Annotated in this window: 18 protein-coding genes; 3 read left to right on the forward strand and 15 right to left on the reverse strand. The window is 66.0% G+C overall.

All coding sequences use genetic code 11. From position 1 onward, the window contains the following. The first annotated feature begins 45 nt into the window (after positions 1-45). Positions 46-3,444: an acyl-[ACP]--phospholipid O-acyltransferase gene (locus tag EXZ48_RS14630; protein ID WP_130516640.1), complete on the forward strand. Its 3,399-nt coding sequence runs from the start codon at positions 46-48 to the stop codon at positions 3,442-3,444. Between the two features lie 200 nt (positions 3,445-3,644). Here the strand turns inward: EXZ48_RS14630 and EXZ48_RS14635 are convergent, their stop codons facing one another. The 8 genes from EXZ48_RS14635 to EXZ48_RS14670 form a co-directional block, all read right to left on the reverse strand. After that, the gene (locus EXZ48_RS14635) at positions 3,645-4,646 is read right to left on the reverse strand and encodes a hypothetical protein (RefSeq protein ID WP_130516642.1); all 1,002 of its coding nucleotides are present in this window, start codon (positions 4,644-4,646) and stop codon (positions 3,645-3,647) included. Further along, positions 4,643-5,746 (reverse strand): GNAT family N-acetyltransferase, encoded by a 1,104-nt coding sequence (locus tag EXZ48_RS14640; RefSeq protein ID WP_130516644.1) that lies wholly within the window; start codon positions 5,744-5,746, stop codon positions 4,643-4,645. The genes EXZ48_RS14635 and EXZ48_RS14640 overlap by 4 nt, the downstream gene beginning before the upstream one ends. Next, positions 5,730-6,932, reverse strand: a complete 1,203-nt coding sequence (locus EXZ48_RS14645; RefSeq protein WP_130516646.1) for a hypothetical protein — start codon at positions 6,930-6,932, stop codon at positions 5,730-5,732. Before EXZ48_RS14645 ends, EXZ48_RS14640 begins: the two co-directional genes overlap by 17 nt. After that, positions 6,929-7,804 (reverse strand): ThiF family adenylyltransferase, encoded by an 876-nt coding sequence (locus EXZ48_RS14650; protein ID WP_130516648.1) that lies wholly within the window; start codon positions 7,802-7,804, stop codon positions 6,929-6,931. The genes EXZ48_RS14645 and EXZ48_RS14650 overlap by 4 nt, the downstream gene beginning before the upstream one ends. Beyond that, positions 7,801-8,745 carry a hypothetical protein gene (locus EXZ48_RS14655; protein ID WP_245462089.1) on the reverse strand — a complete coding sequence of 315 codons (945 nt, stop codon included), beginning with the start codon at positions 8,743-8,745 and terminating at the stop codon, positions 7,801-7,803. The genes EXZ48_RS14650 and EXZ48_RS14655 overlap by 4 nt, the downstream gene beginning before the upstream one ends. 119 nt (positions 8,746-8,864) lie before the next feature. Next, positions 8,865-10,508, reverse strand: a complete 1,644-nt coding sequence (locus EXZ48_RS14660; protein ID WP_130516652.1) for a metallophosphoesterase — start codon at positions 10,506-10,508, stop codon at positions 8,865-8,867. A 5-nt stretch (positions 10,509-10,513) separates the two neighbouring features. Then, a complete protein-coding gene (locus EXZ48_RS14665) occupies positions 10,514-10,999 on the reverse strand; it encodes a class I SAM-dependent methyltransferase (protein WP_023517252.1) in 486 nt (161 codons plus the stop codon). Between the two features lie 11 nt (positions 11,000-11,010). Further along, positions 11,011-12,354 (reverse strand): nucleotide sugar dehydrogenase, encoded by a 1,344-nt coding sequence (locus tag EXZ48_RS14670; protein WP_130516654.1) that lies wholly within the window; start codon positions 12,352-12,354, stop codon positions 11,011-11,013. Between the two features lie 221 nt (positions 12,355-12,575). Here EXZ48_RS14670 and EXZ48_RS14675 point away from each other — a divergent pair, with 221 nt between their 5' ends. Together EXZ48_RS14675 and EXZ48_RS14680 are read left to right on the forward strand one after the other, a co-directional pair. After that, complete coding sequence (locus tag EXZ48_RS14675; protein ID WP_130516656.1) at positions 12,576-13,673, forward strand: glycosyltransferase family 4 protein; 1,098 nt, start codon at positions 12,576-12,578, stop codon at positions 13,671-13,673. Continuing rightward, positions 13,670-14,404 (forward strand): polysaccharide deacetylase family protein, encoded by a 735-nt coding sequence (locus EXZ48_RS14680; RefSeq protein ID WP_130516659.1) that lies wholly within the window; start codon positions 13,670-13,672, stop codon positions 14,402-14,404. Before EXZ48_RS14675 ends, EXZ48_RS14680 begins: the two co-directional genes overlap by 4 nt. A 505-nt stretch (positions 14,405-14,909) precedes the next feature. On the opposite strand, the gene EXZ48_RS14685 is transcribed toward EXZ48_RS14680, so the two are convergent. From EXZ48_RS14685 to EXZ48_RS14715, 7 genes are all read right to left on the reverse strand, one after another. Then, the gene (locus EXZ48_RS14685) at positions 14,910-15,329 is read right to left on the reverse strand and encodes a cyclic nucleotide-binding domain-containing protein (RefSeq protein WP_023512973.1); all 420 of its coding nucleotides are present in this window, start codon (positions 15,327-15,329) and stop codon (positions 14,910-14,912) included. Positions 15,330-15,376: 47 nt separating this feature from the next. Further along, complete coding sequence (locus EXZ48_RS14690) at positions 15,377-18,088, reverse strand: ABC transporter transmembrane domain-containing protein (protein WP_024270293.1); 2,712 nt, start codon at positions 18,086-18,088, stop codon at positions 15,377-15,379. Positions 18,089-18,158: 70 nt separating this feature from the next. After that, positions 18,159-19,310: a glycosyltransferase family protein gene (locus EXZ48_RS14695; protein ID WP_130516661.1), complete on the reverse strand. Its 1,152-nt coding sequence runs from the start codon at positions 19,308-19,310 to the stop codon at positions 18,159-18,161. Next, the gene (locus tag EXZ48_RS14700) at positions 19,307-20,617 is read right to left on the reverse strand and encodes a glycosyltransferase family 4 protein (protein WP_050744429.1); all 1,311 of its coding nucleotides are present in this window, start codon (positions 20,615-20,617) and stop codon (positions 19,307-19,309) included. The genes EXZ48_RS14695 and EXZ48_RS14700 overlap by 4 nt, the downstream gene beginning before the upstream one ends. 17 nt (positions 20,618-20,634) lie before the next feature. After that, positions 20,635-21,837: a glycosyltransferase family protein gene (locus tag EXZ48_RS14705; protein WP_023515395.1), complete on the reverse strand. Its 1,203-nt coding sequence runs from the start codon at positions 21,835-21,837 to the stop codon at positions 20,635-20,637. Between the two features lie 73 nt (positions 21,838-21,910). Beyond that, positions 21,911-23,086 carry an ABC transporter permease gene (locus tag EXZ48_RS14710; protein ID WP_023515394.1) on the reverse strand — a complete coding sequence of 392 codons (1,176 nt, stop codon included), beginning with the start codon at positions 23,084-23,086 and terminating at the stop codon, positions 21,911-21,913. Further along, positions 23,083-24,081, reverse strand: a complete 999-nt coding sequence (locus EXZ48_RS14715) for an ABC transporter permease (RefSeq protein ID WP_023515393.1) — start codon at positions 24,079-24,081, stop codon at positions 23,083-23,085. Before EXZ48_RS14715 ends, EXZ48_RS14710 begins: the two co-directional genes overlap by 4 nt. Between the last annotated feature and the right edge of the window lie 69 nt (positions 24,082-24,150).

The raw sequence follows: 24,150 nt of genomic DNA on the forward strand, positions 1-24,150 counted from the left end.
GCAAGGTCTTGCCTTTAAACAATCCCGCAAGATGGGGGATGCGCCGTGCAACAGAATCTCATGACGTCCCGGCGCTTCGCGCCGCTCTTCTGGACCCAGTTCCTTTCCGCCTTCAACGACAATTTCCTGAAGAACACGCTGGTCTTCCTGATCCTCGCGACGGTCGCGGCAGAGGACGCGGGATCGCTGGTGACGCTCGCCGGCGCCGTCTTCATGGCGCCGTTCCTCTTGTTCTCCGCCCTCGGCGGCGAGCTTGCCGACAAGTTCGACAAGGCCGTGATGGCCGAGCGGCTGAAGCGGGTGGAACTGGCGGCCGCCGGCGTTGCGGTCATCGGCCTTGCCTTCCATTCCATCACGGTGCTGATGGCGGCGCTCTTCCTCTACGGCGTCATCTCCGCCCTCTTCGGCCCGGTCAAATACGGCATCCTGCCCGATCATCTCGAACGCAAGGAACTGCCGCGCGCCAATGCCTGGATCGAGGGCGCCACCTTCATCGCCATTCTCGGCGGCACGCTGGTCGCCGGCCTTGCCGCCGCTGACGGCGTCAATCCCTGGCTCTTCGGGCCGATGATGCTCGGCCTTGCGCTCGCCTGCTGGCTGTCGAGCCGCTACATTCCCCGCGTCGGCGCGAAGGCCCCGGATCTCGCCGTCGATCGCAACGTCTTCCGCTCCACCGGCCGCCTCGTCAATGCGCTGCGCGGCGACAAGCGCCTGTGGCGTTCGGCGCTGATGGCCGCCTGGTTCTGGCTGGTCGGCGCCATCGTGCTCTCGCTGCTGCCGCCCATGGTCAAGGGCAGCCTAGGCGGCGACGAGACCGCCATCACCGCCTATCTCGCCGTCTTCGCCGTCGCCGTCGGCATCGGTTCGGCCATCGCCGCCTGGATGTCCGCCGGCCGCATCGTGCTGCTGCCGGCGCCGATCGGCACGCTGATCATGGCCCTCTTCGGCTTCGATCTTGCCTGGAGCGTCGGCCATGCCGGTGTCGCGGCGCCCGCGGAAAGCCTCTCCGCCTTCTTCGCCGGCCCCTACACGATCCGCATCGCCATCGACCTCGCCGGCATGGCGATCGCGGGCGCTTTCCTCGTCGTGCCCACCTTCGCCGCCTTGCAGGCCTGGGCCGAGGAAGAGCAGCGCTCGCGCGTCATCGGCGCGGCCAATGTGCTCTCGGCCGGCTTCATGACAGTCGGCGGCGGCCTTGTCGCGGCCTTGCAGGCGGCGGGCACCTCGACGCCCTTGCTCCTCGCCGGCCTCGCGCTCGCCAATATCGTTGCCGCCTGGGTGATGCTGAAGACGCTCCCCACCAACGCCTTCCGCGATTTCGTCTCCATCCTCTTCCGCGCCTTCCTGCGGCTGGAGGTCGACGGCCTCGAAAACCTGAAGAAGGCGGGAAAAGCGCCGATCATCGCACTCAACCACGTCTCCTTCCTCGACGGTGCGCTGGCCCTTGCCCTCACCGACGAAGAACCGACTTTCGCCGTCGACTACACCATCGCCAAGGCCTGGTGGGTGAAACCCTTCCTGAAAATGTGCAACTTCCTGCCGCTCGATCCTTCAAAACCGATGGCGACGCGCACCTTGATCAAGACCGTCAACAATGGCGAGCCGCTGGTCATCTTCCCCGAGGGCCGCATCACCGTCACGGGCGCGCTGATGAAGGTCTATGACGGCGCCGCCATGGTGGCCGACAAGACCGGCGCGATGGTCGTGCCCGTGCGCATCGACGGACTGGAGAAGAGCTATTTCTCGCGCCTTTCCGCGCTGCATGTGCGCCGCCGCCTGTTCCCCAAGGTCAAGGTGACGATCCTGCCGCCGGTGCGCCTCACCGTGCCGGCCGAGCTGAAGGGCCGCAAGCGCCGCATGGCGGCGGGCGCCGAACTCTACCAGGTCATGTCCATGCTGATGTTCTCCACCACGGACACCAGCACGACCGTCCTCGAAAAGGTCATCGAAAGCGCCGAGGAGCGCGGCATGCGCCGTCTTGCCGTGCAGGATCCCGTCACCGGTTCGCTCACCTATGGCAAGCTTTTGACCGGTGCCGCCGTGCTCGGCGCAAAATTCCGCGCGCTCTACCCTGATGACCGGACGCTCGGCGTGCTCCTGCCCAATGCCAACGGCTCCGTCGCGACCCTTCTCGGTGTCATGTCCGCGGGCAAGGTGCCGGCCATGCTGAATTTTACCGCCGGTTCCGCCAATATCCTGTCGGCCTGTAAGGCTGCCGAGGTGCGCCGCGTGCTCACCTCCCGCGCCTTCGTCACCCAGGCAAAACTGGGCCCGGTCGTGGAAGAACTCGCAAAGACGCTGGAGATCGTCTGGCTCGACGACCTGCGCCAAACCATCGGTTTTGCCGACAAACTGCGCGGTCTCCTGCGAAAAGGCCGACCGCTCGTCAAGCGCAAGGCGGACGATCCGGCGGTGATCCTCTTCACCTCGGGCTCGGAAGGCGCGCCGAAGGGCGTGGTGCTCACCCACCGCAACATCCTCTCCAACGCCGCGCAGGCCGCCTCCCGCATCGACTTCCATTCCGGCGACAAGGTGTTCAACATCCTGCCGGTCTTCCACTCCTTCGGGCTCACGGCCGGCACCATCCTGCCGCTCGTCTCGGGCGTGCCGGTTTATTTCTATCCCTCGCCGCTGCACTACCGCATCATCCCGGAGCTGATCTATTCCTCCAACGCCACGATCATCTTCGGCACGGACACCTTCCTCAACGGCTACGCCCGCACCGCGCACCCCTATGATTTCCGCTCGATCCGCTACTGCTTCGCCGGCGCGGAACCGGTGCGCGCCACCACCCGCGCGCTCTACATGGAAAAGTTCGGCGTGCGCATCCTCGAAGGCTACGGCGTCACCGAGGCGGCCCCGGTCATCGCGCTCAACACGCCGATGTTCAACAAGGCCGGCAGCGTCGGCAAGATCATGCCCGGCATGGAATACCGGCTCGACCCGGTGCCGGGCGTCGACGTCGGCGGCCGCCTCTTCGTGCGCGGCGCAAACGTCATGTCCGGTTATCTGCGCGCCGAAAACCCCGGCGTGCTGGAGCCGACGCCGGACGGCTGGCACGACACCGGCGACATCGTGACCGTCGACGAGGACGGCTTCATCACCATCCGCGGCCGCGCCAAGCGTTTTGCCAAGATCGGCGGCGAAATGGTCTCGCTCGCCGCCGTCGAGGCGCTGGCCGGCGAACTCTGGTCCGGAAAGTTGTCGGTCGTCGTCTCCCTGCCGGATGCCAAGAAGGGCGAGCGCCTCGTCCTCCTCACCGACGCTCCCGACGCCACCCGCGCCGCCTTCCTGCGCTTTGCCAAGGAAAAGGGCGCGATGGACATGATGGTGCCCTCGGAGGTGAAGGTCGGCACCGTTCCGGTGCTCGGCTCCGGCAAGGTGGATTTCGTCAGTGCACAGAAGTTGCTGGCGGAACAGGCCCGGGCGGAAGTGGCGGCTTGAGGTTTTTGGCGCTGGCGAGGGTTCGCCCCTCATCCGGCTGCCGCCACCTTCTCCCCGCTTGCGGGGCGAAGGAAAAGGATGCACCGGCCTCCCGCAAATGAAACCGCCTTGCGTGAGGAAGAATGTAGCCACAGATGCCCTTCTCCCCGCTTGCGGGGAGAAGGTGGCGGCAGCCGGATGAGGGGCAATCTGCGTCGCCGTCAGCCGTCCAGCACGAGCTCTTCCGCCGGCAACCGGTACTTCGTCGTCACGAAAGGCGCCGGTCCGACGCGCAGCACATTGATCAGCCGATGCCCCGCCGGCACGGCAAAGCGCTGTCCCATCGCCTCGGCGGCGGCGGGTACGTCGGCCAGAACCGCCATCGGCCAGCCGGCAAGGCCAAAGCGGGTGAAATCCAGCCAGAACCGGTAGAAGGCCCGGCCCGTCGAGACCGGACTTTCGCCTGCCGGACGGTGGAAGAGGAGGCAGGCCGCCGCCGTCATCGTCTTGGCGGTCTCGGAGACGAGCGACGCCGCAAGGCCGAGACGGTCGGCGAGGGAAAAGAGCGGAGAGGCGAGGATTTTTCCCGCCACGGCGCCCTCCAGCCGGCCCATGCGCAGCGCGTCGAGATTGAGGCCGTCGCTCCTATAGGCGGGGTGGTTCGGCGAAAGCCGCATCCAGGCGACGAGCTCGTCGCGGAAGGCACGTTCGCGCATGACGGCGAGGCTTGCCGCGTCGTTGCGTGCGGCGATGAAAGCGAGGGCATCCTTTCCGCCGGCGAAGGTGACGTCGTCCTTCGCTAGCGCTGAGGCTTCGAGGGCCGCCAGCGTCCCGGATGCCGCGGGGGAAAACAGGCCGCGCCAGGTGAAGCGTTTTTCGGTGTAGGCGGCAAGGTCAGGCGCGCTCGCCGTGCCCGATGGGGTGAGGCGGGCGGCAAGGCGATAGCCGGGGCGCCACAGGATATCCGCAGGCCAAAGATCCTCGACTTCGGCGCCGATGCCGCGGCCGGCAAGGGCCATGACGAGGCCTTCCAGCGCCGCGCCGCAGGAAAGGCCCATGTCGCGGTTCGTCGGATCGCCGACGGCAAGGCGGCGGGAGAGATCAGCGAGCACGAGGGTGCGGCCGGCACCATCCAGCGCGAACCGCGTAGGCTGGGTGTTGTGCGTGGAGGGGGCGCGGTTGGCCTCGGCGGCGAGCGTCTTGAGGGTGGCGATGTCGATCACAGCGTTTTTCCGAAGAGATGCAGCCGGTGCATGGGGCGGGCGCCGGCCTTTTCCGCCTGGCGCAGGCTTGCGGCGTTGGCATCGGCAATCCAGGTGCCGCCGGCCGTCTCGTAGCCGGCCCGCTTCATCTCGCCGAGGATGTGGGCGAGCATCAGCGGGTTGAGGCCGCGGCCCCAAAATTCCGGTTTGACGCCCTGGAAGATGACGACGGCGCGGCGGCGTCTCAGGCGATGTTTTATAAGATGCCAGGGCGTGGAGAGGCCGAGGCGCGAACCCATCGCCTTCAGCATCGGGTTGACGTCGGGAATGGCGATGACGGCGCCGGCGGGTTTGCCATCCTTTTCCGCGACGGCCGAGATGCGCGGGTCCATGATCCACTTCATCTCCTTCGCCTGGAATTCGTATTCCGCGCGGCTGACGGGCACGAACATCGGGTTGTCGGCAAAACTCTCGTTGAGGATGAGCCGGGAATCCTCCAGCCGCCGGTCGAGCGTTTTGCGCTCGATGGGCGAGAAGGAAAAACCGTCGGCGCGCAGCGCCCGCATCTCCGCGCCGTCGAGGATGCCGCCGAGCGGCGCGGCGCGGATGTCGATCTCGAAGGTCGTCATGGGGAAGGACGGGGAGTAGCCGCGCTTTTCCAGGAGGCGCGGCAGGTGCGGCGGTCCCCAGATCTGGTCGGTATAGGGTGCATGTTCGAAACCGCCGGTCATGATACCGGCCTGCTGCATGGCGGTGAGGTTGAAATTGCCGAGGATTTCGGAAAAGCCCTTTTGGCGCGCCCAGTCTTCGGCCCGCTCCAGCAGTGCGGCGGCGGCGCGTTCGTCGTCGGCGCAGTCGAAATAACCGAAAGAGCCGCGCTTGAGGTTGAAACGGGCATTGGAGGCGCGGTGCACATGGGCGGTGATGCGGCCGCGCACCGCGCCGTTCTCATGCGCGGTGAAGATGGCGAAATCGTCAGGGGTTTCGAAGAGCGGATTGGTCTTTTCCGAGAGGAAGCGCCTGAGGTCGCCTTTCATCGGCGAGACGTAGGGCGTGCCTGCATAGACGGCGAAGGGCGCGGCGAAGAAGGCGTCGATGTCGCCCTCACGGATCTCGATCATGCGTCCTCTCCGAAATCAGCAGCGCCATGCGCTGGACAACCTTCAGCTCCGTCTCGGCGCCGGGCGTGGCGGAAACGGAGGGCATGTTGAGCGCGATCAGCCGGAAGGGTTTTCGGGAAACCAGCATCAGGTGGGTCGCCTCGTATTTTTCGGTGAGCCAGGCGAGCTGTTCGGCGTCGGTTTCCGCAAGGTCCGCCGTTTCCCTGGCGCGCAGCAGCGGGCGGGCGGAAAGCAGCGTCTTGAGGCCGGCAAGGTCGAGATCGGCAAGCTCGGCCTCCTCGAGCAGCAGCGCGCCCTCGACCAGCGGATGGTTCTGCAATTCTTTGAGAAAACCCAGCGTGTCGTCGATGCGATCTTCGGCGAGGTGGCGGATGAGGCTCTGGCGGCGATGCTCGGTCCGAAGGCTGATCGTATCGTTCCACAGCGTGCCGAGCAAAGCCGCCGCCGTGATGACGCTGGCGGTGCGGGCGAAGGCGGCGGCGTCAAAACTATTCTCTATGCCGATGGCGAGCGCCGCGGTGAGGGCGACGGCGGTGAGGATGACGAAGGCGGTGACGCTGTCGCGGTGGCTGGCGGCGCGCTGGCCAAGGCTGATCAGGAGCCAGCAGAGGAAGAGGATGGCGACGCCGCCGAGCCGGACGGGCAGGTCGATATAGGTCGAGCGGAAATCCGTGACGAGCAGCGGCAGGATGAGCAGCAGCGACAGCGCGATGCGGTCCACCGCTTGGTTTTCCGCCCGGGAAAGGCTCTTGCGGTCGCGCGTCACGGCCATGTGGCCGGCGAGCGCGAAGGTGACGAGCTGGTAGAGGAAGAGGCCGAGGAACCGCCAGGGATCGGCGAAGGAGGCGGGCAGGAAGGCGAGCACGGCAAAGCTTACCGCGCCGCCGGCGGCGATCCATTTGGTGGGGCGCGGCGCGTGGCGGCGCATCAGGCCCTCGGCGAGGATGATTGTGGCGAGCGGCACGAGGCCGGCGGCAATGATCGTCGCGGCCTCGAAGACGAAGAGGCCGGTCCACCAGGCGCAGACGCGGCTGATCATCAGCGCCGCCAGCACGCGCAGGCCGAAGAGGAAGCGGCGGGTCAGCGGGCTTTCCGCATCGAACGAGCGGATGGTGCGGATCAGGACGATGAGGCCGCAGAAGGCGGCAAGCGAGATGAACGTGTCGGCGATGGTCGGCGGGATCATGGTTTTGCCGCCAGCCGCTGGATGAAGCGCCGCACCAGCGGGCGCAGCAGCGCGGCGAAAAGCGCATTGCGCGGGCGCTCGACGCGGCCGGCATGGGGATTGAAGAACCAGCCGCGGCAATCGGCGCCATGCGGCCGGTCGAGCACGGCGTTGATCGCCTCGTAGGCCATCAGCATGCCGGTCGAGATGACCATGGGGGCGAAGGACATGCGGCTGCGCGTGCCGGCCACCACCTCGCCGGCGAGCGCAAGGTCGACATGGTGGCGCGAGGACGAATGCACCATCACATGCTCCGCCTCGCGCAGAAAACTCTCCGCGCGCTGGTCGGGCGTCAGCGCATTCCAGGCGGTGCCAATCGTCGGGTAGCCGAGCCGTTCTTCCGGCATCGGGTCTTCCGCGCGCGTCACATAGATGGAGGGGAGCGGCGCAGCATAGGCGTCGATGACGGTTTTGCCATGGCGGCGGGCGGTGCGGTAGAGGAGGAGGCTCGCGCCGAGATCGTCGGTGCCGTTGATGACAACGTCGGCGTTTTCGACCAGCGTTTCGACCTCATCCGTCCAGTCCGGGCCATAGACTGTCATGGCGAGGTCCGGGTTGATCTTCAGGCAGAGGTCGCGGGTCGCCTCGGCCTTCTGCCGGCCGATCGTATCGGCAAAGCAGAAGACCTGGCGGTTGAGGTTGGACATCTCGAAGCGGTCGACATCGGCAAGCACCAGCCGGCCGATGCCGGCGCGCGCCAGCGCCTGGATGGCCGCGCCGCCCATGCCGCCGGTGCCGCAGACGAAGACGGTCGCCTCCTGCAGCCGGCGCTGCTCCGCCTCGCTGACGAAGCCGATATTGCGGGTGGTGAAGGTCTCGTAGGAAAAGCTCATCGGGAAGGCCTCAATATGCCCCAGGGCCGGCGACCGTCCGCCCAGTGCATGAGGGGCAGCACCAGCCGCTGCACGAGGATGACGAAACTTGCCACCGCAAGGCGCCCGAGCGCGTTGCGCGGCACGCTTTCGAGGAGGTAGCGCTGGGCGGCGTTGAGATCGAGCTGGCCGATCTGCAACAGGTCGTCGCCGCGCGCATAGTCGAGTTCGGCGGCGCAGAAGTCGTTGTATTCGGCCTTGCGGTGTTTTGGCGCGGCGTCGAAGGTCTTCTTCAGGTTGTCCGAGCCGCCGGTATAGGCGTCGGTGATGACGAAGCGGTCGGCGTCGAAGCCCGCCTCCTTGCCGACGCCGAAGACATGGCGATGGCCGGCCATGATCTCCGTCGCGATCATCTGCTGGCGCAAAGAGCGCCGCGCGCCGCGGCTCGGCGAGGGGAAGACGTCGGAGAAGGTTTCCGCCACCATGCCGGCGACGGCGGGAACCTGCGTGACGTTGGAAATCCAGAGCGGCCGGAGCTGGTTGCGCAGGAAGAGCAGGAAACAGGTGAGGCCGTAGAGCACCCAGGAAAGGCCCTGGCTGCGCACCGTCGGATCGATCATCACGAGCCCGAGATGCAGCACCTCGACGGGCTTGCCCGACAGCGAGAGCGAGAGGACCGGCAACGCATTGAAGGCGACGGGCGTGCCGTCGGAAACGCGGTAGACCAGCGTGACGATGGTGCGCTGGAGCACGTCCTCGCGCGCCGAAAAGACGCCGTAGTCGAGATCGCCATGCGGCACCGCGCGGCCGGCGACCTTCAGGAGATCGGCCCTGAGCGCGCCGAGCTCGCGCTCGTTCATCCACAGGCCCGGAAACTCGACGATCCGGGCGCGGAATTCGGCCGAGGTCTTGAGATCGAGGTCGAGGCGCTTCTTCAGGACGACCGACAGGAGGTTGTACAAGGGACCGATCCGGAAACGAGGGGCGGGCTGGCCGCGCATAGTGGCGGTCGAGAGGTAAGATTTGGTTTAACGCGGAGGATAGGCGGTTTGTAAGGGGGTATCGTGCGCCACGCTCCTCCTCAGGCCGAACGCCCCGCCTCCCTTGACGCCCGCTCCAAACTCCGGCCGAGAACGCCAAGAAAAATGGCGAAGAACCGCCTGGGCCCGTCCTCGGCCGCCGGCGTGAAGTCGCCGAAGTGCTCGGCGAGGGACCGGTAGCAGGCGAACCTGTCAGGGGCGATATAGGAAGGTGCGGCAGCCGGCGACTGGCGCAGGCAATACCAGTCGACGACGAGGTCGAGGAGAGGGATGGCCTCCAGCGGCGCGATGTCGAGACCGGCCGGCGACGTTCCCCCTGCCATCAGCCGGGAGAGACCGGCGAGCGTCATGCCGCGCGCCAGTTCCGCCATCTCTGCCGGCCATTCCCGCGGCAGGAAGCGCTGGACGACGAGGGCGCGCATGTGGCGGTGCAGGAAATCCCCATAGTTACGCGCGGCAAGCGCCGGGTCGGGGGCAAGGCCGGTGCGGGCCTGCTCAGTCCGGTAGAGCGCGAGGAGATCGGCATCGAGCGGCGTCTCGGCAAGCGAGACGGTCTCGACCGACGGTGCCCCGTCTCCCGTCTCGACCACGACGAAGCCGGCGGGAAAGGCAACGAGCGAGGGTACGGCGATGTTGACGAGGCTGCGGCCATCGGCCGAATGGCGCGTGCGGGCCTCGACATGCAGGTGGCCGCTGAAATGCAGCGACAGGCCGCCGGCGGCGAGCGTCTCGGCAACGATCGGGCACGGCGTGCGCTTCGCCACGATCGTTTCGCCGAAGAGGGCGCGCTCGCTGTCCGTCTCGTCCTCGAACGGGTCGAGAACGGGGTAGTGCGAGAAGGCGAGGAGCGTCTTGCCATCGCGTTCCGCCCGCGCCGCGACGTCGGCGATCCAGGCAGGGAGATAGGGTTTCACGCGCAGGAGCGCGTTCCAGCCGGCATCGGAACTGCCGAAAAAGGCCTTCTTGCGAGTGATGTCGCGCCGGCCGTTGCGCGGCTCGAAGACATTGGCGTCGATCATCAGGAGCCACAGGCCGTCTTCCGGCTCGACCAGGTAGGAGGCGTCCATCAGCCGCCGCACGGTGCCGCCATCGGCGGAATGGAGGTCATGCTCGCGCTCGGGCGGCGCATCGCTGGTGCCGAAGGGCGTTTCGAAATGAAGATCGTCGGGACGGCGGAAATAGCCGAAATCGCCGAGCGCGCGAATGCCCATCGGCACGCCGTCGCAATACATCTTCTCCGTCACGACCGGACGGCCCGGATCCTCCGCCGCCTTTTCCGCATCGCTCGTCACCAGCGTCGTGCCGCCCTCGGCATTCACGTAGCGGGTGTCATGATGCTTGCCGAGCGGGCCGAAGACGTCGTGGTTGCCGGGCGTGGCATGGAAGCGGAGGCCATGACGATCACGATAGGCCGCGAGCAGCCGTACGAGGCTCGCCACCGTGCCGCGCTGGCCGTCATCCGTATAGTCGCCGAGCAGCACGACATGGCGGATGCCCATGGCGACGATCCGGTCGAGCGCCGCGGGCAGGGCGGCGAAACTCTCGTTGTAGACGCGGGTGGAGCGGACGGTATCGGCGAAGGTGCGCACCGTCAGCCTTCGTCCGTTCACGACGATGCCGGGAAAATCATAGTCGCCTTCGATATCGTGGAAATGGGCGTCCGCGATGACGGCGATGCGGGCCATGGGGCTCAGGCCCGCCTGCGGTAGAGGAAGTAGCGCTTGCTGTCGACGGAGGCGGGCAGCGCCAGAGGCTCCAGTGCGGCATGGTCGAGCGGCAGGCCGCTGATGGCAACGCCGCCGGTGCCGAGCGCGCGGGCGACGACATCCGGCAGCCAGGTCAGCGTGACCGCGTCCTTGTCGTCATAACCGGTGCCGATATCGGCATGGACGAGCGCGGCATTCGTGCCGGCAAAGGCCCTTGCCGTCTCGACGATTTCCCCGAGCACCAGGTCGCCCGGCGGCGGTGTGGAGGAGGAATGCGCGCCGAGCGCCCGGTCGAAGGCGACGATGCGCCGGCCAGGGAATTTTTCGCGCAGGTGATCGAAGGTGCGGCCGTTGCCAAGGCCGATTTCGAGGATCGCGCCGTCGTCCGGCAGCGGCAGGTTCTGCGCGACATGATCGATGACGTCGCGCTGGGCGGACATGCGGCGGATGAAGCTTTCGAGACGGCTCATGCAGGAAAATCTCAGGCCTTGAGGATCGTATCGGCGGCGATGCCGCGCCGGGCGAAGACGTTGCGCGTGTCGACGATCAGCGCGCCCCATTCGGCGAGCGCCGCATAGTCGACATCGTCATGGTCGGTGGCGATGAGGATCGCGTCGAAGGCACGGATATCCGCCTCGTTCCAGGAAGCCGACGGGCGGCCGCGGAACGCGCCGTATTCGCGGGTCGGCGGTATCTCCGGCACATGCGGGTCATAGTAGCTTGCCGAACCGCCGCGCTCCTCGATCAGCTCGATCAGCTTCAGCGAGGGGCTTTCGCGGATGTCGGGCACGTTCTTCTTGTAGGCAAGGCCGATCACCAGCACCTTCGAGCGGCTCAGCGCCTTGCCGGCGCGCCGGTCGAGCGCTTCGGCCAGCCTTGCCACCACATGGCGGGGCATGGCCGAGTTGATCTCGCCGGCCAACTCGATGAAGCGGGTCGGCAGCTCGTGGGCGCGCGAGGCCCAGGTGAGGTAGAAGGGATCGATCGGGATGCAATGGCCGCCGAGGCCCGGGCCGGGATAGAAGGGCATGTAGCCGAAGGGTTTCGAACTGGCGGCGTCGATCACCTCCCAGATGTCGATGCCCATGGCCTCGTAGACGACCTTCAGCTCGTTCACCAAGGCGATATTCACGGCGCGAAAGATGTTCTCCGTCAGCTTCACCGCTTCCGCCGTGGCGGTGGAGGAGACGGGCACGACCGTCTTGACCACCGCGCCGTAGAAGGCAGTGACGAGCGCCTGCGCCGTATCGCCGTCGCCGGCGACGACCTTCGGGATGGTCGAGGTCTGGAATTCGCGGTTGCCGGGGTCCTCCCGCTCCGGCGAGAAGCCGAGGAAGAAATCCGTGCCGGATTTCAGGCCCCCGGCCTCCAGCGTGCGACGCACCAGGCCGTCGGTCGTGCCGGGATAGGTGGTCGATTCCAGAACGACGAGCTGGCCGGGGCGAAGCGTCGCGGCGATGTCGCGGCAGGTCTGCTCCACATAGCGCATGTCGGGATCGCGGTGACGCGTCAGCGGCGTCGGCACGCAGATGGCGATGATGTCGCATTCACCAAGCCGGGAGAAATCGCTCGTCGCGGCAAAGCGGCCGGCGCGATGCTCCGCATCGAGAATGTCACTCGGCACCGCCTCGATATAGCTGCGCCCGGCCTCGATCGCGGTGATCTTGCCCGGGTCGATATCGAAACCCGTCACGGTAAAGCCGGCACGGGCGGCGGTGATGGCGAGCGGCAGGCCGACATAGCCGAGGCCGACAATGCCGACGCGGGCCCCGCGAGACGTTATTCGGGCCAGCAGCGTCTCGTGGGAAAGCAAGGCAGTTGGCATCGGCACTCCGCGCACATATACAGGACCGCGCGTTGAGATGGGAGAGTTTGGCCAGCCTGTCAACCCTAGCCCGAACGGGGCGGGGGATGGATGCGAGGTCCGTGGGCCGGTTTCCGACCCGCCCGCAATGCTGCGGCAACACGGTGCGCAGCGAGCTGTTCCGCAACGCGCGCCGTGCTTGCGGCACCCGGACGACAAGCAGAAAGGGCCCGCGGGCGAGCATGAAGATCGCATTCTACGCCCCGCTGAAATCGCCCCACCACCCCGTGCCCTCGGGCGACCGGTTGATGGCCCGCCAGCTTCTCGCGTGCCTCGGCCACGCCGGCCATGCAGTCGCACTCGCCTCGGAGCTGCGCGCCTTTTGCGGCGACAGCGATGACGCAGCGGCCTATGCGGCGCTCACGGCGCAGGCTGCGGCCGAGGTCGAGCGGCTTTCGACGCTCTGGCGGGCGGAAGGGGCGCCGGACCTCTGGTTCTGCTACCACCCCTACTACAAGGCGCCGGACCTGATCGGCCCCGCGCTCTGTGAACGTTTCGGCATCGCGTATGCCACGGCCGAAGCTTCCTATTCCGGGCGCCGCAATGTCGGCATCTGGGCCGACATGCAGGCGCGCGTGCTGGAGGCCGTCCGCGGCGCCACAGTCAATATCGGGCTCACCGCCCGCGACCGGGCGGGCCTTGCCGCCACCACGCCGGAGGCGGTCATTGCGCCGCTGAAACCCTTCATCGACGCCGCACCGTTCACAGGTCAGACCCCGCGGCCACAGCCGGGCCATCTCGTCACCGTGGCCATGATGCGGGCCGGCGACAAGCTGGAGAGCTTTCGCGCGCTTGCTGCGGCGCTGCGGCTGGTCGAGGACAGGCCCTGGCGCCTTTCGGTGGTAGGCGACGGGACGCTGCGGGGCGAGGTGGAAGCACTGTTTTCCGGCTTCGGCGACGGGCGCATCGCCTGGCTGGGGCAGAAGCCGCAGGCGGCTGTGGCAGAGATTCTGGCCGAAGGCGCACTCTATGTCTGGCCGGGCTGCGGCGAAGCCTATGGGCTCGCCTATCTGGAGGCGCAGGCCGCCGGCCTTCCCGTCGTCGCCCTGCGGACGGCGGGCGTTCCGGAGGTGGTCGAGGACGGCAAGACCGGGCGCCTCACCGCGCCGGGCGATCTTGCTGCCTATGCGGCGGCCATCGCGGCCCTCATGGATGACGCCGCGGAACGCCGGCGTCTTGCGCACAATGCCCGCGCCCGCGTGCTGGCCGAGCATTCGCTGCCGGCCGCCGCCGCGGCGCTCGACGCCATCGTGCGGAAAGCTGTAGGAGAGACAGGATGACGCCGCCAGCCAGCGCAAAACCCCTCGTGGACGAAATCGCCCGCCGGGCCGCGGCAGGAAAGCCGCTGAGGCTGTGGCTGCGCGACGACGACGCCGTGGAGCCCACAGCAGCGCTCGACACGTTGCTGGCGCTGACGGAGCGCCACGCGGTGCCCGTGCTCATCGCCGTCATCCCGGCCTTCACAGGTGCGGCACTCGCGGCGCGGCTGGCCGAAGCCCCGCAGGCGCAGGTGGCGGTGCATGGCTGGGCGCATGAAAACCATGCGGGGCCAGGGGAGAAGAACCAGGAGCTCGGCGCCCATCGCCCGGCGGAAACGGTCCTTGCCGAGCTTGAGCAGGGTTTCAAACACCTTTCCACGCTCCATGCCGGCCGCTTCGTGCCCATGCTGGTGCCGCCGTGGAACCGCATCGCACCTGCCGTTATCGGCGGCCTGCCGTCCCTTGGTTTCAAGGCGCTCTCCGTCTTCGGTCCGGAAAAGCCGGCACCGCTCACTGTGCTCAACACGCACGTGGACATCATCGACTGGCGCGGCACGCGAGGTGCCCGGCCGGCCGAGGCGGTGATTGCCGATCTCGTGCGCCTGTCGCAGGCCCACGACGGCCCGATCGGCCTCCTGACCCACCACCTCGTGCACGACGCAGCCGCGTGGGCGCTGATGGCACTGATTTTCGAGGCGACCGCCGGGACGGCGGGCTGCGTCTGGGCCCGCGCGGGAGACCTCGTCGGGTAGGGTAGTATCCTCCTCCAGTGCCGCCGCCTCATTTTTTGCTGCCGTTCGGCTCGCCAGGAAAGGAAGAGACGTGTTGTTCCGTGACCACCCGCCTCCAGGCAGGGCCGAGCGCTTCACCGTCGGACGGCCCAGGGTTTCCAGCGGGAAATGCCCGTCGCAAGTCGCCCGCCGCCGCTGCGCCGGGCGACTTGCGCAAACCACGGCCTTGCAGACGGTGAACGGATGATCACAGAAATATGAAAGACGCGAGAGCGGGGTGAGGGGACTAGTCCCTTGTTTCTGCCGCAATTCCTTGGCAAATCCAGCCCGCGCCGCAAGGTGCTTCGCTGCTTCGCGGAACGGGTTTTCCCTCCACAGCGGCGAAAAGTCCGGTAACGGAATGCCTTCGCGAAAGGCTTTCGGAAAAGGATGAGAACCCTGTTGCGTGGACGCACGCAACAGAAATCTGGCCGACCCGAAGGGGGCGTTCAGGAAATGCCGGCAGGCAAGGCCGACGGAGAGGTCCTCAGTGCGCGGTTGCGAGCCGCTCGCCCATCACGCGCATGGTTTCGGCCATGCTGCGGGGGCAGGACGAGAGAACCTTGAGGAAGCAATCCTTGCGAATGCGCAACGCTTCCACGACCGTGGAGGCCTTGACGGTGGCATTGCGGGTCGTGCCGCAGAGGATGGCGATTTCGCCGACGACCGAGCAACTGCCGGTCGATGCGATCTTCTCGTCTCCTGAGGGACCTTCCTTGTAGACGTCGACGACGCCCGACAGAACGACATAGGCGGCATCGCCTTCATCGCCCTGATGGAAGAGCTCCTGGCCCTCACGGTAGCTGACGCGGTCCGAAGCGAAGGCGAGCAGTTTCAGCTTGCCTGCGTCGATGCCCGAGAACAGCGGCACCCGTCGTAACATCTGCACTTCGTCGTTCAAGATCATAACAGTCAACCGCCTCGAATTCCGGTTATCTGATCACTTCATACCAGTCATGCTATCAGTTGCTTGTATACCGTACCACTTTCGACGATCGTTTCGTAGGTTCCGTCTTCCACCAAACTTCCGCCATCAAAAGCAAGCACTCTTTTAAAGTGTTTTGCAAGCGGGGTATTTGACAAAACCCAGACAACGGCTGGATTATCACCGCTCTTGGCCAGGAACGCAAGGGCCGCCTCCACGATGTGCTCCTGGAGGTGGTGGTCGACGCCCGAGAACGCCCGGTTGAAGATGTAGTAGTCAGAGCGGCGGATGAGGGCGCGGGCAAGGCCCAGCTTCAGGCGCTGCAGGCTGTTCAGTCGCCGGCCACCGGTCCCGATATTCGATTCCAGCCCCAACGCCATCAACGCGCGGTAGAGTTCCGGCCGCTTGGCCAAAAGCTCCCCACCGATCTCCCTGAGCTTGGAAATCGCGTCGCTGAAGCGATGGTTGAGCTTGCCGAACACGATATTGTCGACCAGCGTTCCCGATGTCAGATAGGCATTCGGATTGTAACGTTCAATATGGGTCTGCAGTTCCACCGGCAGGTTCGCGTGGAACTGGTGGCGCACCTCGACGATCTTGCGCATCAGCGTCTCGTCGAGCACGCCGAAGCGGTGCCGTGGCTCGACATAGAAGAAGCTGAGCCTGATCAGCGCAATCCTGTCTTCCTCGCTGGGTGCGGCATTGTGCCGCAGCTTCTGGAGGAGGTGCTGATAGGTCGGAATCTCGTCCGCCCGCATGAAGGTCAGCTGTTCGAAGAACGGGTGGTCGGGCGGCAGGTCCTTGAAGAGCTCCACCGTGCTCTCCGCAATGCCCTTGCCCATCTCGAACAGCGCCTCGCCAAGGCCGCTCTCGCGCATGATGTTGCGGAAATAGGGCGTTTTGACGATGGCCCTGGTGGAGGCCTTCGGATCCGGCATCATGCCGAAGAACAGGTTTTCGGCGACCGGTGCCTCGGTGTTGTACTCGTTGTCGCGGAACGGCACGATGAGGCTGTTGAGGTCGCGGCGGTTCAGCTCCTCGCGAAGGTCATGGCGCATCTCGACGATCTGGGCGGCGAAGTCGGGATTGTTGTTGACCGCGATCGAGGAATGCAGCGCCAGCTGCAGCACGTCGTCGGACAGCTCCACCACGTCCATCACCGCCATCATCGCGCCGAACAGCCCGTCCGTACCGTTGGCATTGAGCGTGGCGAGGTCGATCCAGTTGCCGTTGAGGTCGAAATCCGGATTGCCGGAGCGGCGCGCCTCCAGCACGTCCCACTTGCGCTGGTCTGCCTCCTGCCCCTTGTAGACGGCCGGCTCGATCGGTGCGTGCTTGAGGCCGTAGAGCAGGTTGTCCTGCAGGCTGCCATGGAAGAAATAGGCATCGGGCGAGACATAGGAGATGCGCCTGCCGGTCACGGCCTCAGGCAGGCTGAAGAGGTCGTCGTCGCCCGCCGTCACCTTGCCGCCGGCCGGCCAGACGACGCGCGCCAGCACCTCGGCGAGACGATCGCCGCCGCTCGCCGCCGTGCCGATGATGGCGACGGTCTCGCCGGGCGCGATCTTGACCGTGACATGCTCCAGGGCCCGCCCGCCGATATCGTCGTCGATCAGGAGGTTCGTGGTGCTGAGCGGATGGTTCAGCGCCGGCTGGCTCTCCGCGTCGATCGCCTGGATTTCCGGAGCGATCATTTCATCGGCTTCGAACTGCTCGACGACCTGCTCGTACTTCACCTGAACGTCCTGGCGCACCAGCTCCCAGTCGATCAGCTCCTTCAGCGGCCCCGGAAGCTCCTTGTAGGCGTTGATGACGGCGACGAGCTGGCCGACGTCGAGCCTGCCGACGATCGTGAGGTAGCCGCCGATGCAGTAGAACAGGAAGGGTGTCAGCTGGGCGAGGAAGTTGTTGAGGAATTTGACCAGGAACTTCCACTGGTAGATGTCGTAGCGGATCTTGAAGATGCGGCCGAGCCGGGCGGCGATGTCGGCGCGCTCGTAGTTCGAGGTGTCGTAGGCGTGGATCGTGTCGATGCCGTCGACGATTTCCGCCACGCGCCCGGCGAGCTGGCGGGCGGTGAGCTGGCGCTCGCGGCCGAGCTCGATGAGCCGGCGACGCATGCGCGGGATGATGCCGACCTGGATCATCGCCATCGCGAAGGCGATGAAGCCGAGCCAGAAATGCTGGATGAAGATGAAGATCAGCGCCGTCAGCGCCTGGCCGCCGAGCAGCGCCGGCTGCACGAAGGCATCCGCGGTGAAGCCGCCGAGCGGTTCCACCTCGTCCTTGACCATGGAGGAAACTTCGCCGGCCTTGATGTGCTTGAAATAGCGCGGCGGGAAACGCAGGATTCGATCGACGAGCTCGTAGCGGATGCGCCGCAGCAGCCGCTCGCCGAGGCGGCCCTTGTAGGTGTTGATGAAATACTTGAACAGGCCGTTGATGATGACGAGCACGAGGAACGTCAGGCTGAGGGCGAGCAGCGAGGGCATGCGCTCCAGCGGCAGGCCCGCGAAAAGCTCGACATGGCCGAAGAACGGCAGGTCGAAGGCGATCGGCATGAAGAGCTGGGTGTTGCCGGGCTGCTCGAATCCCGTCCCCTGGATCGGGCCGTTGACGATCTGCTTGGGCAGGTCGAAGGCCAGATAGTAGGGAATCATGGACAGGGCGACGATCAGCAGGATCGCGAGCTGCTGCGGCCGGGTGTGGACCCAAATGTACCGGGCGAGGCTTTTTTCCATGAAGAGCTTCTGTGCGTGAAAGGCCGCTGTCTCGTGTGAAGATTATAAGACAGCCGCAATACCGCAAGAGCTAGGTAGTCGCTCGCTGTTTTAGTAGGTCCCTCAGGATTTTTGCGGTGCGATTGGCGCCATCCAGTTGCAAAACAGGCACATTTTTCTCCGTTTCCGCGGAAAGCGCACGAGAAATTGCGTCTGCCATCGTCTCCCTGGAAAGCGTATCCTCGCGCAGCACGACAGCCCGGCCGAGCCGTTCCAGCCGTTCGGCACGCGCCGTCTGCTCGCTCTCGCCGCCCGATGCGAAGGGCACCAGCACGGCGCCGCAGCCGGCCTGCAGCACGTCGCAGACGGTGTTGTAACCGGCCTGTGAGACCGAGAGCCGCGCTGCCGCGAGGAGATTGCGGAAATCGGTGCGGAAGCGCACGAGATCGACATTGGCCGGGCATGCGCCGGAAAGGCGCGAAAAATCGGCCTGCGGCATGTTGGGGCCGGTGATCACCAGCCAGCGGCGGGCGCTATCGAGCTCCTGCACCGCCTGGAGTGCGGCCTCCACCAGACCGGCGCCGACAGCCCCGCCGCCAGCCGAGACGACGACGTCGTAGCGTTCTGCGGCAGGCTCTGCCGCCGGACCGCCGACGAGGCCGGTATAGACCACCCGCCCGGCAATGGCGTCCGCCAGCGGGAACGTATCCTCCAGACGCACGAAGGCGGGATCGCCGTGCACGAGCACCCGGTCGAAATGACGACGCACGAGGTCGATCGTCTCCTCGTCGCGGCCCGGCTTGGCGCGCTCCTGCAGGATGTCGCGTAGCGAGGTCAGGAGGAGGGGGCGCGGCGTGCTCGCCTCGATCGCCTCGATCAGCGGCAGCAGCTCGAAGCGCACCTGGCGGCGGCCGAAGGGGAAGGCCTCGACAATGACGATATCGGGCCGCAGGGCATGATAGGCGGCGAGCAGTTCGTCGCGCCGCGCGGCCTTGAAGGCCTCGTCGATGACCGCGCCGTTCTCGTCGACGAGCGCGGAAAAGCCGCCGTCACCGACCGCGATGGCCGGGAGGGCTATATGGTCGATGCCGGGACCGGGAAAGCCGTCGACCGGCATGCCGCCGGTGACGAGCGTGACCGCAAAGCCGTCATCGACGAGCGCGCGCACGATGCGGCTGGCGCGGGCGAGATGGCCGATGCCGAGCAGGTGCTGGACATAGAAGAGGACGCGCGGGACGCTCATCGGCGGGCTCCCGCCTCGAACAGCGCCTTCAGCTGCGCAATGCTGGTATGGTGGTCGAAGCTCCGGCGCACCTTCGCCTCGGCGGCCGCACCGAGGCGGTGGCGAAGGGCGGGATCGCGGATCGCACGTTCAAGCGCTCGGGAAAACGCATCCACGTCCTCGGAGGGGACGAGCAGGCCGTTCTCCTCGTTCTCGAAAAGCTCGGGAATGCCGGAAATGTCGGTCGCCACGCAGGCGAGCTGCTGGCTTGCCGCCTCCACCAGCACGTTCGGCAGACCGTCGCGGTCGCCGTCCGGCGTGATGCGGCAGGCGAGCGCGAAAATGTCGGAGCGGCGATAGGCGGCAAGCACATCCTTCTGGTCGACCGCGCCGAGCCACGTGATCCTTTGCGCGATGCCAAGCTCGTCGGCGAGCTTTTGCAGCTTCGCCCGCTCGCCGCCGTCGCCGGCATGGACGAAACGCCAGTGAAGATCGGCCGGAAGCCGCGCAAGGGCCTTCAACAGGACATCGTAGCCCTTCTTCGGCACCGCGCGCCCGACGCTGATGATGGTGACGGGATCCTGCGGGTCAGCTCCGTCACGCAGTGGGCGGGCATTGCCGCTCGCGGCGGCCTCTGCCGGATGGGCGCAGTCGCATCCGGCCGGGGGGGCGTGCTCCCCGGTCTCAAGCGGCGGAAACCGGTCGAGATCGAGGCCGTGGTAGCTGAGGTGCACCCGGTCGCGGTGCGGGCCGGCGAGGGTCTGCAGGTGGGCGTGGCCGGATTTGGTGCAGGTCACCGCCCAGTCGGCGATCGTCAGCTTGTCGGCGAGTTCCCAGTCCTTCGATGTCCAGATGTCCTTGGCATGGGCCGAGACCGAGAAGGGCAGGGCAAGCATGCGGGCCGCATAATTGGCGACGGAGGCGGGGGTGTGGATGAAATGGGCGTGCAGCCAGCCGCCGGCCTCGGGAAACTCCCCCACGAGCACCGCCGCCTGGCCGAAGCGGCGGAACCGGTTGCGGCTGAAATCGCGCGGCAGATCCTTCAGGAACTGGCGGAAAGCGGCCCCGAAGCCGGGAGCGCGAAGGCTTTTGAACAGGCCGCGCAGCACGCGCAGCGGCTCCTCGTGCAGGTATTCCGGCAGGTAGAACACCGGGGCCTTGATCTCGTCGTGTACGGGATGGCGTTTCTTGTCCGTCGGGCGGCGGAGCGAGACGAGCACAAGCTCGAGCCCGGCGCGCTCCAGCCCGCGCAGTTCCTGAGCGATGAAGGTTTCCGAAAGGCGCGGATAGCCCTTCAGCAGCACGACGATCTTATGCGGCAGCGACACGGCGGGCGTGGCCTCTTTCAAGCGACGGACGGCGGGGTGAGTTCCCGCGCGGAAAGCTCCTCGCCGACGATGCGGGCGATGTTGCGCAGGCCTTCGAGCCGGAGTTCGGGATTGCCGCTCGAGGGCGGTCGGCATTCCGGAAGGGTCTTCAGCACGGCGGCAAGGCGTGCGGGATCGGCCGATTCCTCCGGCAGCAGCATGTTGATGAGGCCGAGTTCGGCAGCGCGGGTGGCACGGATGAGCTGCTCCTCGCGCGGCTGCACGCGCGGCACGATGAGCGCCGGCTTGTCGAAGGAGAGAATCTCGCAATAGGTGTTGTAGCCGCCCATCGCCACCACGGCCTTCGCGCCGGCCACCAGGTCCTCCATGCGCGAATCGAACTCGATCACCTCGACATAGGGGATTTTCGCAGCTTCCTGCGTCAGCTTGGTGCGCTCGCCCTGCGGCATGTAAGGGCCGAGCACGATGAGGGCGCGATGGGTGAGACCGGCATCGTGCCGGTAGGCGCGCAGCACATCCTCCACCAGTTCAGCCCCGTCGCCGCCGCCGCCGGTCGTCACCAGGATGTAGTCGCCCGAGGGCTGGTACTGGGCGCGGTCCATCTGCAGCGCGTTGCGCTGCAGGAAGCCGACGAAGTTCAGCTTGTCGCGCACGCCCTGCGGCACGTCGAGGCCGACGAGCGGATCGTAGAAATCCGGCGGGCCGTAGACCCAGATGTCGTCGTAGAACCGCGCGATCTTGTGCATGACGTCCTTGCGCTTCCACTCGGCATCGAGCAGGTGCGGAGAATCCATGACTTCACGCAGGCCGAGGATCAGCCGCGTGCCGCGGCCCTTCAGGTAGGCCAGCGTTTCCTCCACCTCGCCGGAAAGGCCCATCGGCTCCTTGTCGATGATGAAGATGTCCGGATTGAACGTCTCGGCCGTGTGGCGGATGATCGACCGGCGCATGGTCAGCGTGTCTTCCAGGTCGATATGGCGCTCCAGCGAGGTGTATTCGCCGTTGCGCAGCTTGATGACGCTGGGGATCTTCACGAAGTCGACACGGGCGCGATAATCGAAGGCGCCGGCGATCGTCGCGCCCGAGATGATCAGGACGTTGAGGCCGCGATATTCCTCCACCAGCGCATGGGCGATCGTACGGCAGCGGCGCAGGTGCCCGAGGCCGAACGTGTCGTGGCTGTACATGAGGATGCGGGCGTGCTCGAAACTGCGGCTCAAGGGCAAAGTCTCCCGAAATCCGCCGGGCTCGCCATCGTGGAGGGGCGATTCTTCTGCATTCGTAATCCCGATTTCACTTATAGGGGTCAGCCGCATCACGCAGTCCATCGCCAAGGAAGTTGAAAGCCAGAATGACCAAAACGACGGGTACCACCGGAAAGAGCAGCCACGGATAGAGAGCGATAATGTTGATGCTGCGGGCTTCCGTCAGAAGGATGCCCCAACTGGTGATGGGTGGCCGGAGGCCGAGCCCGAGGAAACTCAGTGCCGTCTCCCCGAGGATCATGCCCGGAATGGTCAGCGTTGCGCTGGCGATCAGGTGGGACATGAAGCCGGGTATGAGATGGCGGCGAATGATGCGGGCGCTGCCCGCGCCCATGACCTGGGCCGCCAATACATAATCTTCCTCCCGCAAGGCAAGAAGTTTCGAGCGCACGGCGCGTGCAAGTCCGGTCCAGTCGAGCATGCCGAGGATGATCGTAATGCCGATATAGACGAGAATGGGGCTCCAGGTGACCGGGATGATCGCGGCGAGCGCCATCCACAGGGGAATGCTTGGAATCGACTGAAGGACCTCGATGACGCGCTGCACGATGAGATCGAAGACGCCGCCGTGATAGCCGGCAAGGCCACCGATGACGATGCCGAGCACGAAGCTCATGGCAACGCCGAGCGCACCGATGGTGAGCGAGATGCGCGCGCCATAGAGGATGCGCGAGAGCATGTCGCGCCCCAGCCGGTCGGTGCCGAGGAAGAAGAACTGGCCGTCCTTGGCCGGGCAGACAAGATGGACGTCCGAGGTGAACAGGCCCCAGAACTTGTATTTGTCGCCACTGCAGAAGAAGCGCAGCTTCTGCACGTCCGTCTTGTCGTCCGTGTAGACGCGCCGCAGATTGTCCATGTCGAGCGTCATCTTCTGGCCATAGACGAAAGGACCGACGAACTGGCCCTCATGCATGAAACGCAGGGTCTGCGGCGGGGAGTAGATGAAGTCGATGTTGCGGGTGTGCAGGTTGTAGGGCGACAGGAACTCGCTGACCGCGATCATCAGGTAGATGACGAGGAGGAAGATGCCGGAGACGAGCGCCATGCGGTGGCGGCGGAACTGCCACCACATCAACTGGAATTGCGAGGCCTGCGCGACCTTCTTCAGCTCCTCCGTCTTGTGTTCGGCGGCATAGGGGTCGAACGGCTTGTCCGAGACGAAATGGCCGAGCGGGGCGCCGGGTTCGGGAAGAGGCGTCTTCACTTGCGGCTTCCTCCGCCGAGCCGGATGCGCGGATCCAGAATGGCGAGCGCGATATCCGAGATCAGCACGCCGATGACCGTCAGGAAGGCCAGGAACATCAGGAAAGAACCGGCGAGATACATGTCCTGTGTCTGCAAGGCCTTGATCAGCATGGGGCCGGTCGTTTCGAGCGACAGCACGATGGCGGTCACCTCCGCGCCCGAGATGATCGAGGGCAGGATGGAACCGATATCGGAGATGAAGAAGTTGAGAGACATGCGCAGCGGATATTTGGTGAGGACACGCATCGGATGCAGGCCCTTGGAGCGTGCGGTCACGACATATTGCTTGTTGAGCTCGTCGAGCAGGTTGGCGCGCAGGCGGCGCACCATCGCGGCCGTGCCCGCCGTGCCGATGATGATCACGGGTATCCAGATATGCGAGAGGATGGAGCGGAATTTCTCCCAACTCATCGGCGCACCGAGGAACTGGCGGTCCATCAGCCCGCCGATCGAGACGCCGAACCAGATATTGGCGAAATACATGACGACCAGCGCCAGCATGAAGTTCGGCACGGCAATGCCGATGAGGCCTGCGAGCGTCAGGCCGTAGTCGCCCCAGCTATACTGGTGGGTGGCCGAGTAGATGCCGATCGGGAAGGCGATCAGCCAGGTGAAGATGATGGTCACGAAGGAGACCAGCACCGTCAGCCAGAGCCGGTCGCCCACCACCTCCGAAACGGGAAGGCGATATTCGAAAGAGTAGCCGAAATCGCCGATGAGCATGCCGCCGACCCAGTGCAGGTAGCGCAACGGCGCAGGCTTGTCGAAGCCGTAGCGCTCGCGCAGCTCCTCGATCTCGGCCATGTCGGTCGCCTCGCCCATGGCGCGCAGCTCCGAGATGTAGCTCTCGAAATAGTCGCCTGGCGGCAGCTCGATGATGGTGAAAACCAGCACCGAGATGAGCGCGAGCGTCGGAACCATGACGGCGATGCGCCAGAGGATGTAGCGGATCATCGGGCAGGCTCCTGGGGACGGGGCAGGGCGAAGCGGCAAGGTTTCGTCCGTGGCCGCCCCTCATCCGCC

The organism is Shinella sp. JR1-6 (genome assembly GCF_004284735.1).
In the GTDB taxonomy this organism is placed as follows: Bacteria; Pseudomonadota; Alphaproteobacteria; order Rhizobiales; family Rhizobiaceae; genus Shinella.

Bases quoted from the DNA above. Each gene is read 5' to 3' on its own strand.
- EXZ48_RS14640 (WP_130516644.1), bottom strand. From the start codon at position 5,746: ATGATCGAGATCCGTGAGGGCGACATCGACGCCTTCTTCGCCGCGCCC.
- EXZ48_RS14645 (WP_130516646.1), bottom strand. From the start codon at position 6,932: ATGATCCCGCCGACCATCGCCGACACGTTCATCTCGCTTGCCGCCTTC.
- EXZ48_RS14650 (WP_130516648.1), bottom strand. From the start codon at position 7,804: ATGAGCTTTTCCTACGAGACCTTCACCACCCGCAATATCGGCTTCGTC.
- EXZ48_RS14660 (WP_130516652.1), bottom strand. From the start codon at position 10,508: ATGGCCCGCATCGCCGTCATCGCGGACGCCCATTTCCACGATATCGAA.
- EXZ48_RS14665 (WP_023517252.1), bottom strand. From the start codon at position 10,999: ATGAGCCGTCTCGAAAGCTTCATCCGCCGCATGTCCGCCCAGCGCGAC.
- EXZ48_RS14670 (WP_130516654.1), bottom strand. From the start codon at position 12,354: ATGCCAACTGCCTTGCTTTCCCACGAGACGCTGCTGGCCCGAATAACG.
- EXZ48_RS14675 (WP_130516656.1), top strand. From the start codon at position 12,576: ATGAAGATCGCATTCTACGCCCCGCTGAAATCGCCCCACCACCCCGTG.
- EXZ48_RS14680 (WP_130516659.1), top strand. From the start codon at position 13,670: ATGACGCCGCCAGCCAGCGCAAAACCCCTCGTGGACGAAATCGCCCGC.
- EXZ48_RS14685 (WP_023512973.1), bottom strand. From the start codon at position 15,329: ATGATCTTGAACGACGAAGTGCAGATGTTACGACGGGTGCCGCTGTTC.
- EXZ48_RS14690 (WP_024270293.1), bottom strand. From the start codon at position 18,088: ATGGAAAAAAGCCTCGCCCGGTACATTTGGGTCCACACCCGGCCGCAG.
- EXZ48_RS14695 (WP_130516661.1), bottom strand. From the start codon at position 19,310: ATGAGCGTCCCGCGCGTCCTCTTCTATGTCCAGCACCTGCTCGGCATC.
- EXZ48_RS14715 (WP_023515393.1), bottom strand. From the start codon at position 24,081: ATGATCCGCTACATCCTCTGGCGCATCGCCGTCATGGTTCCGACGCTC.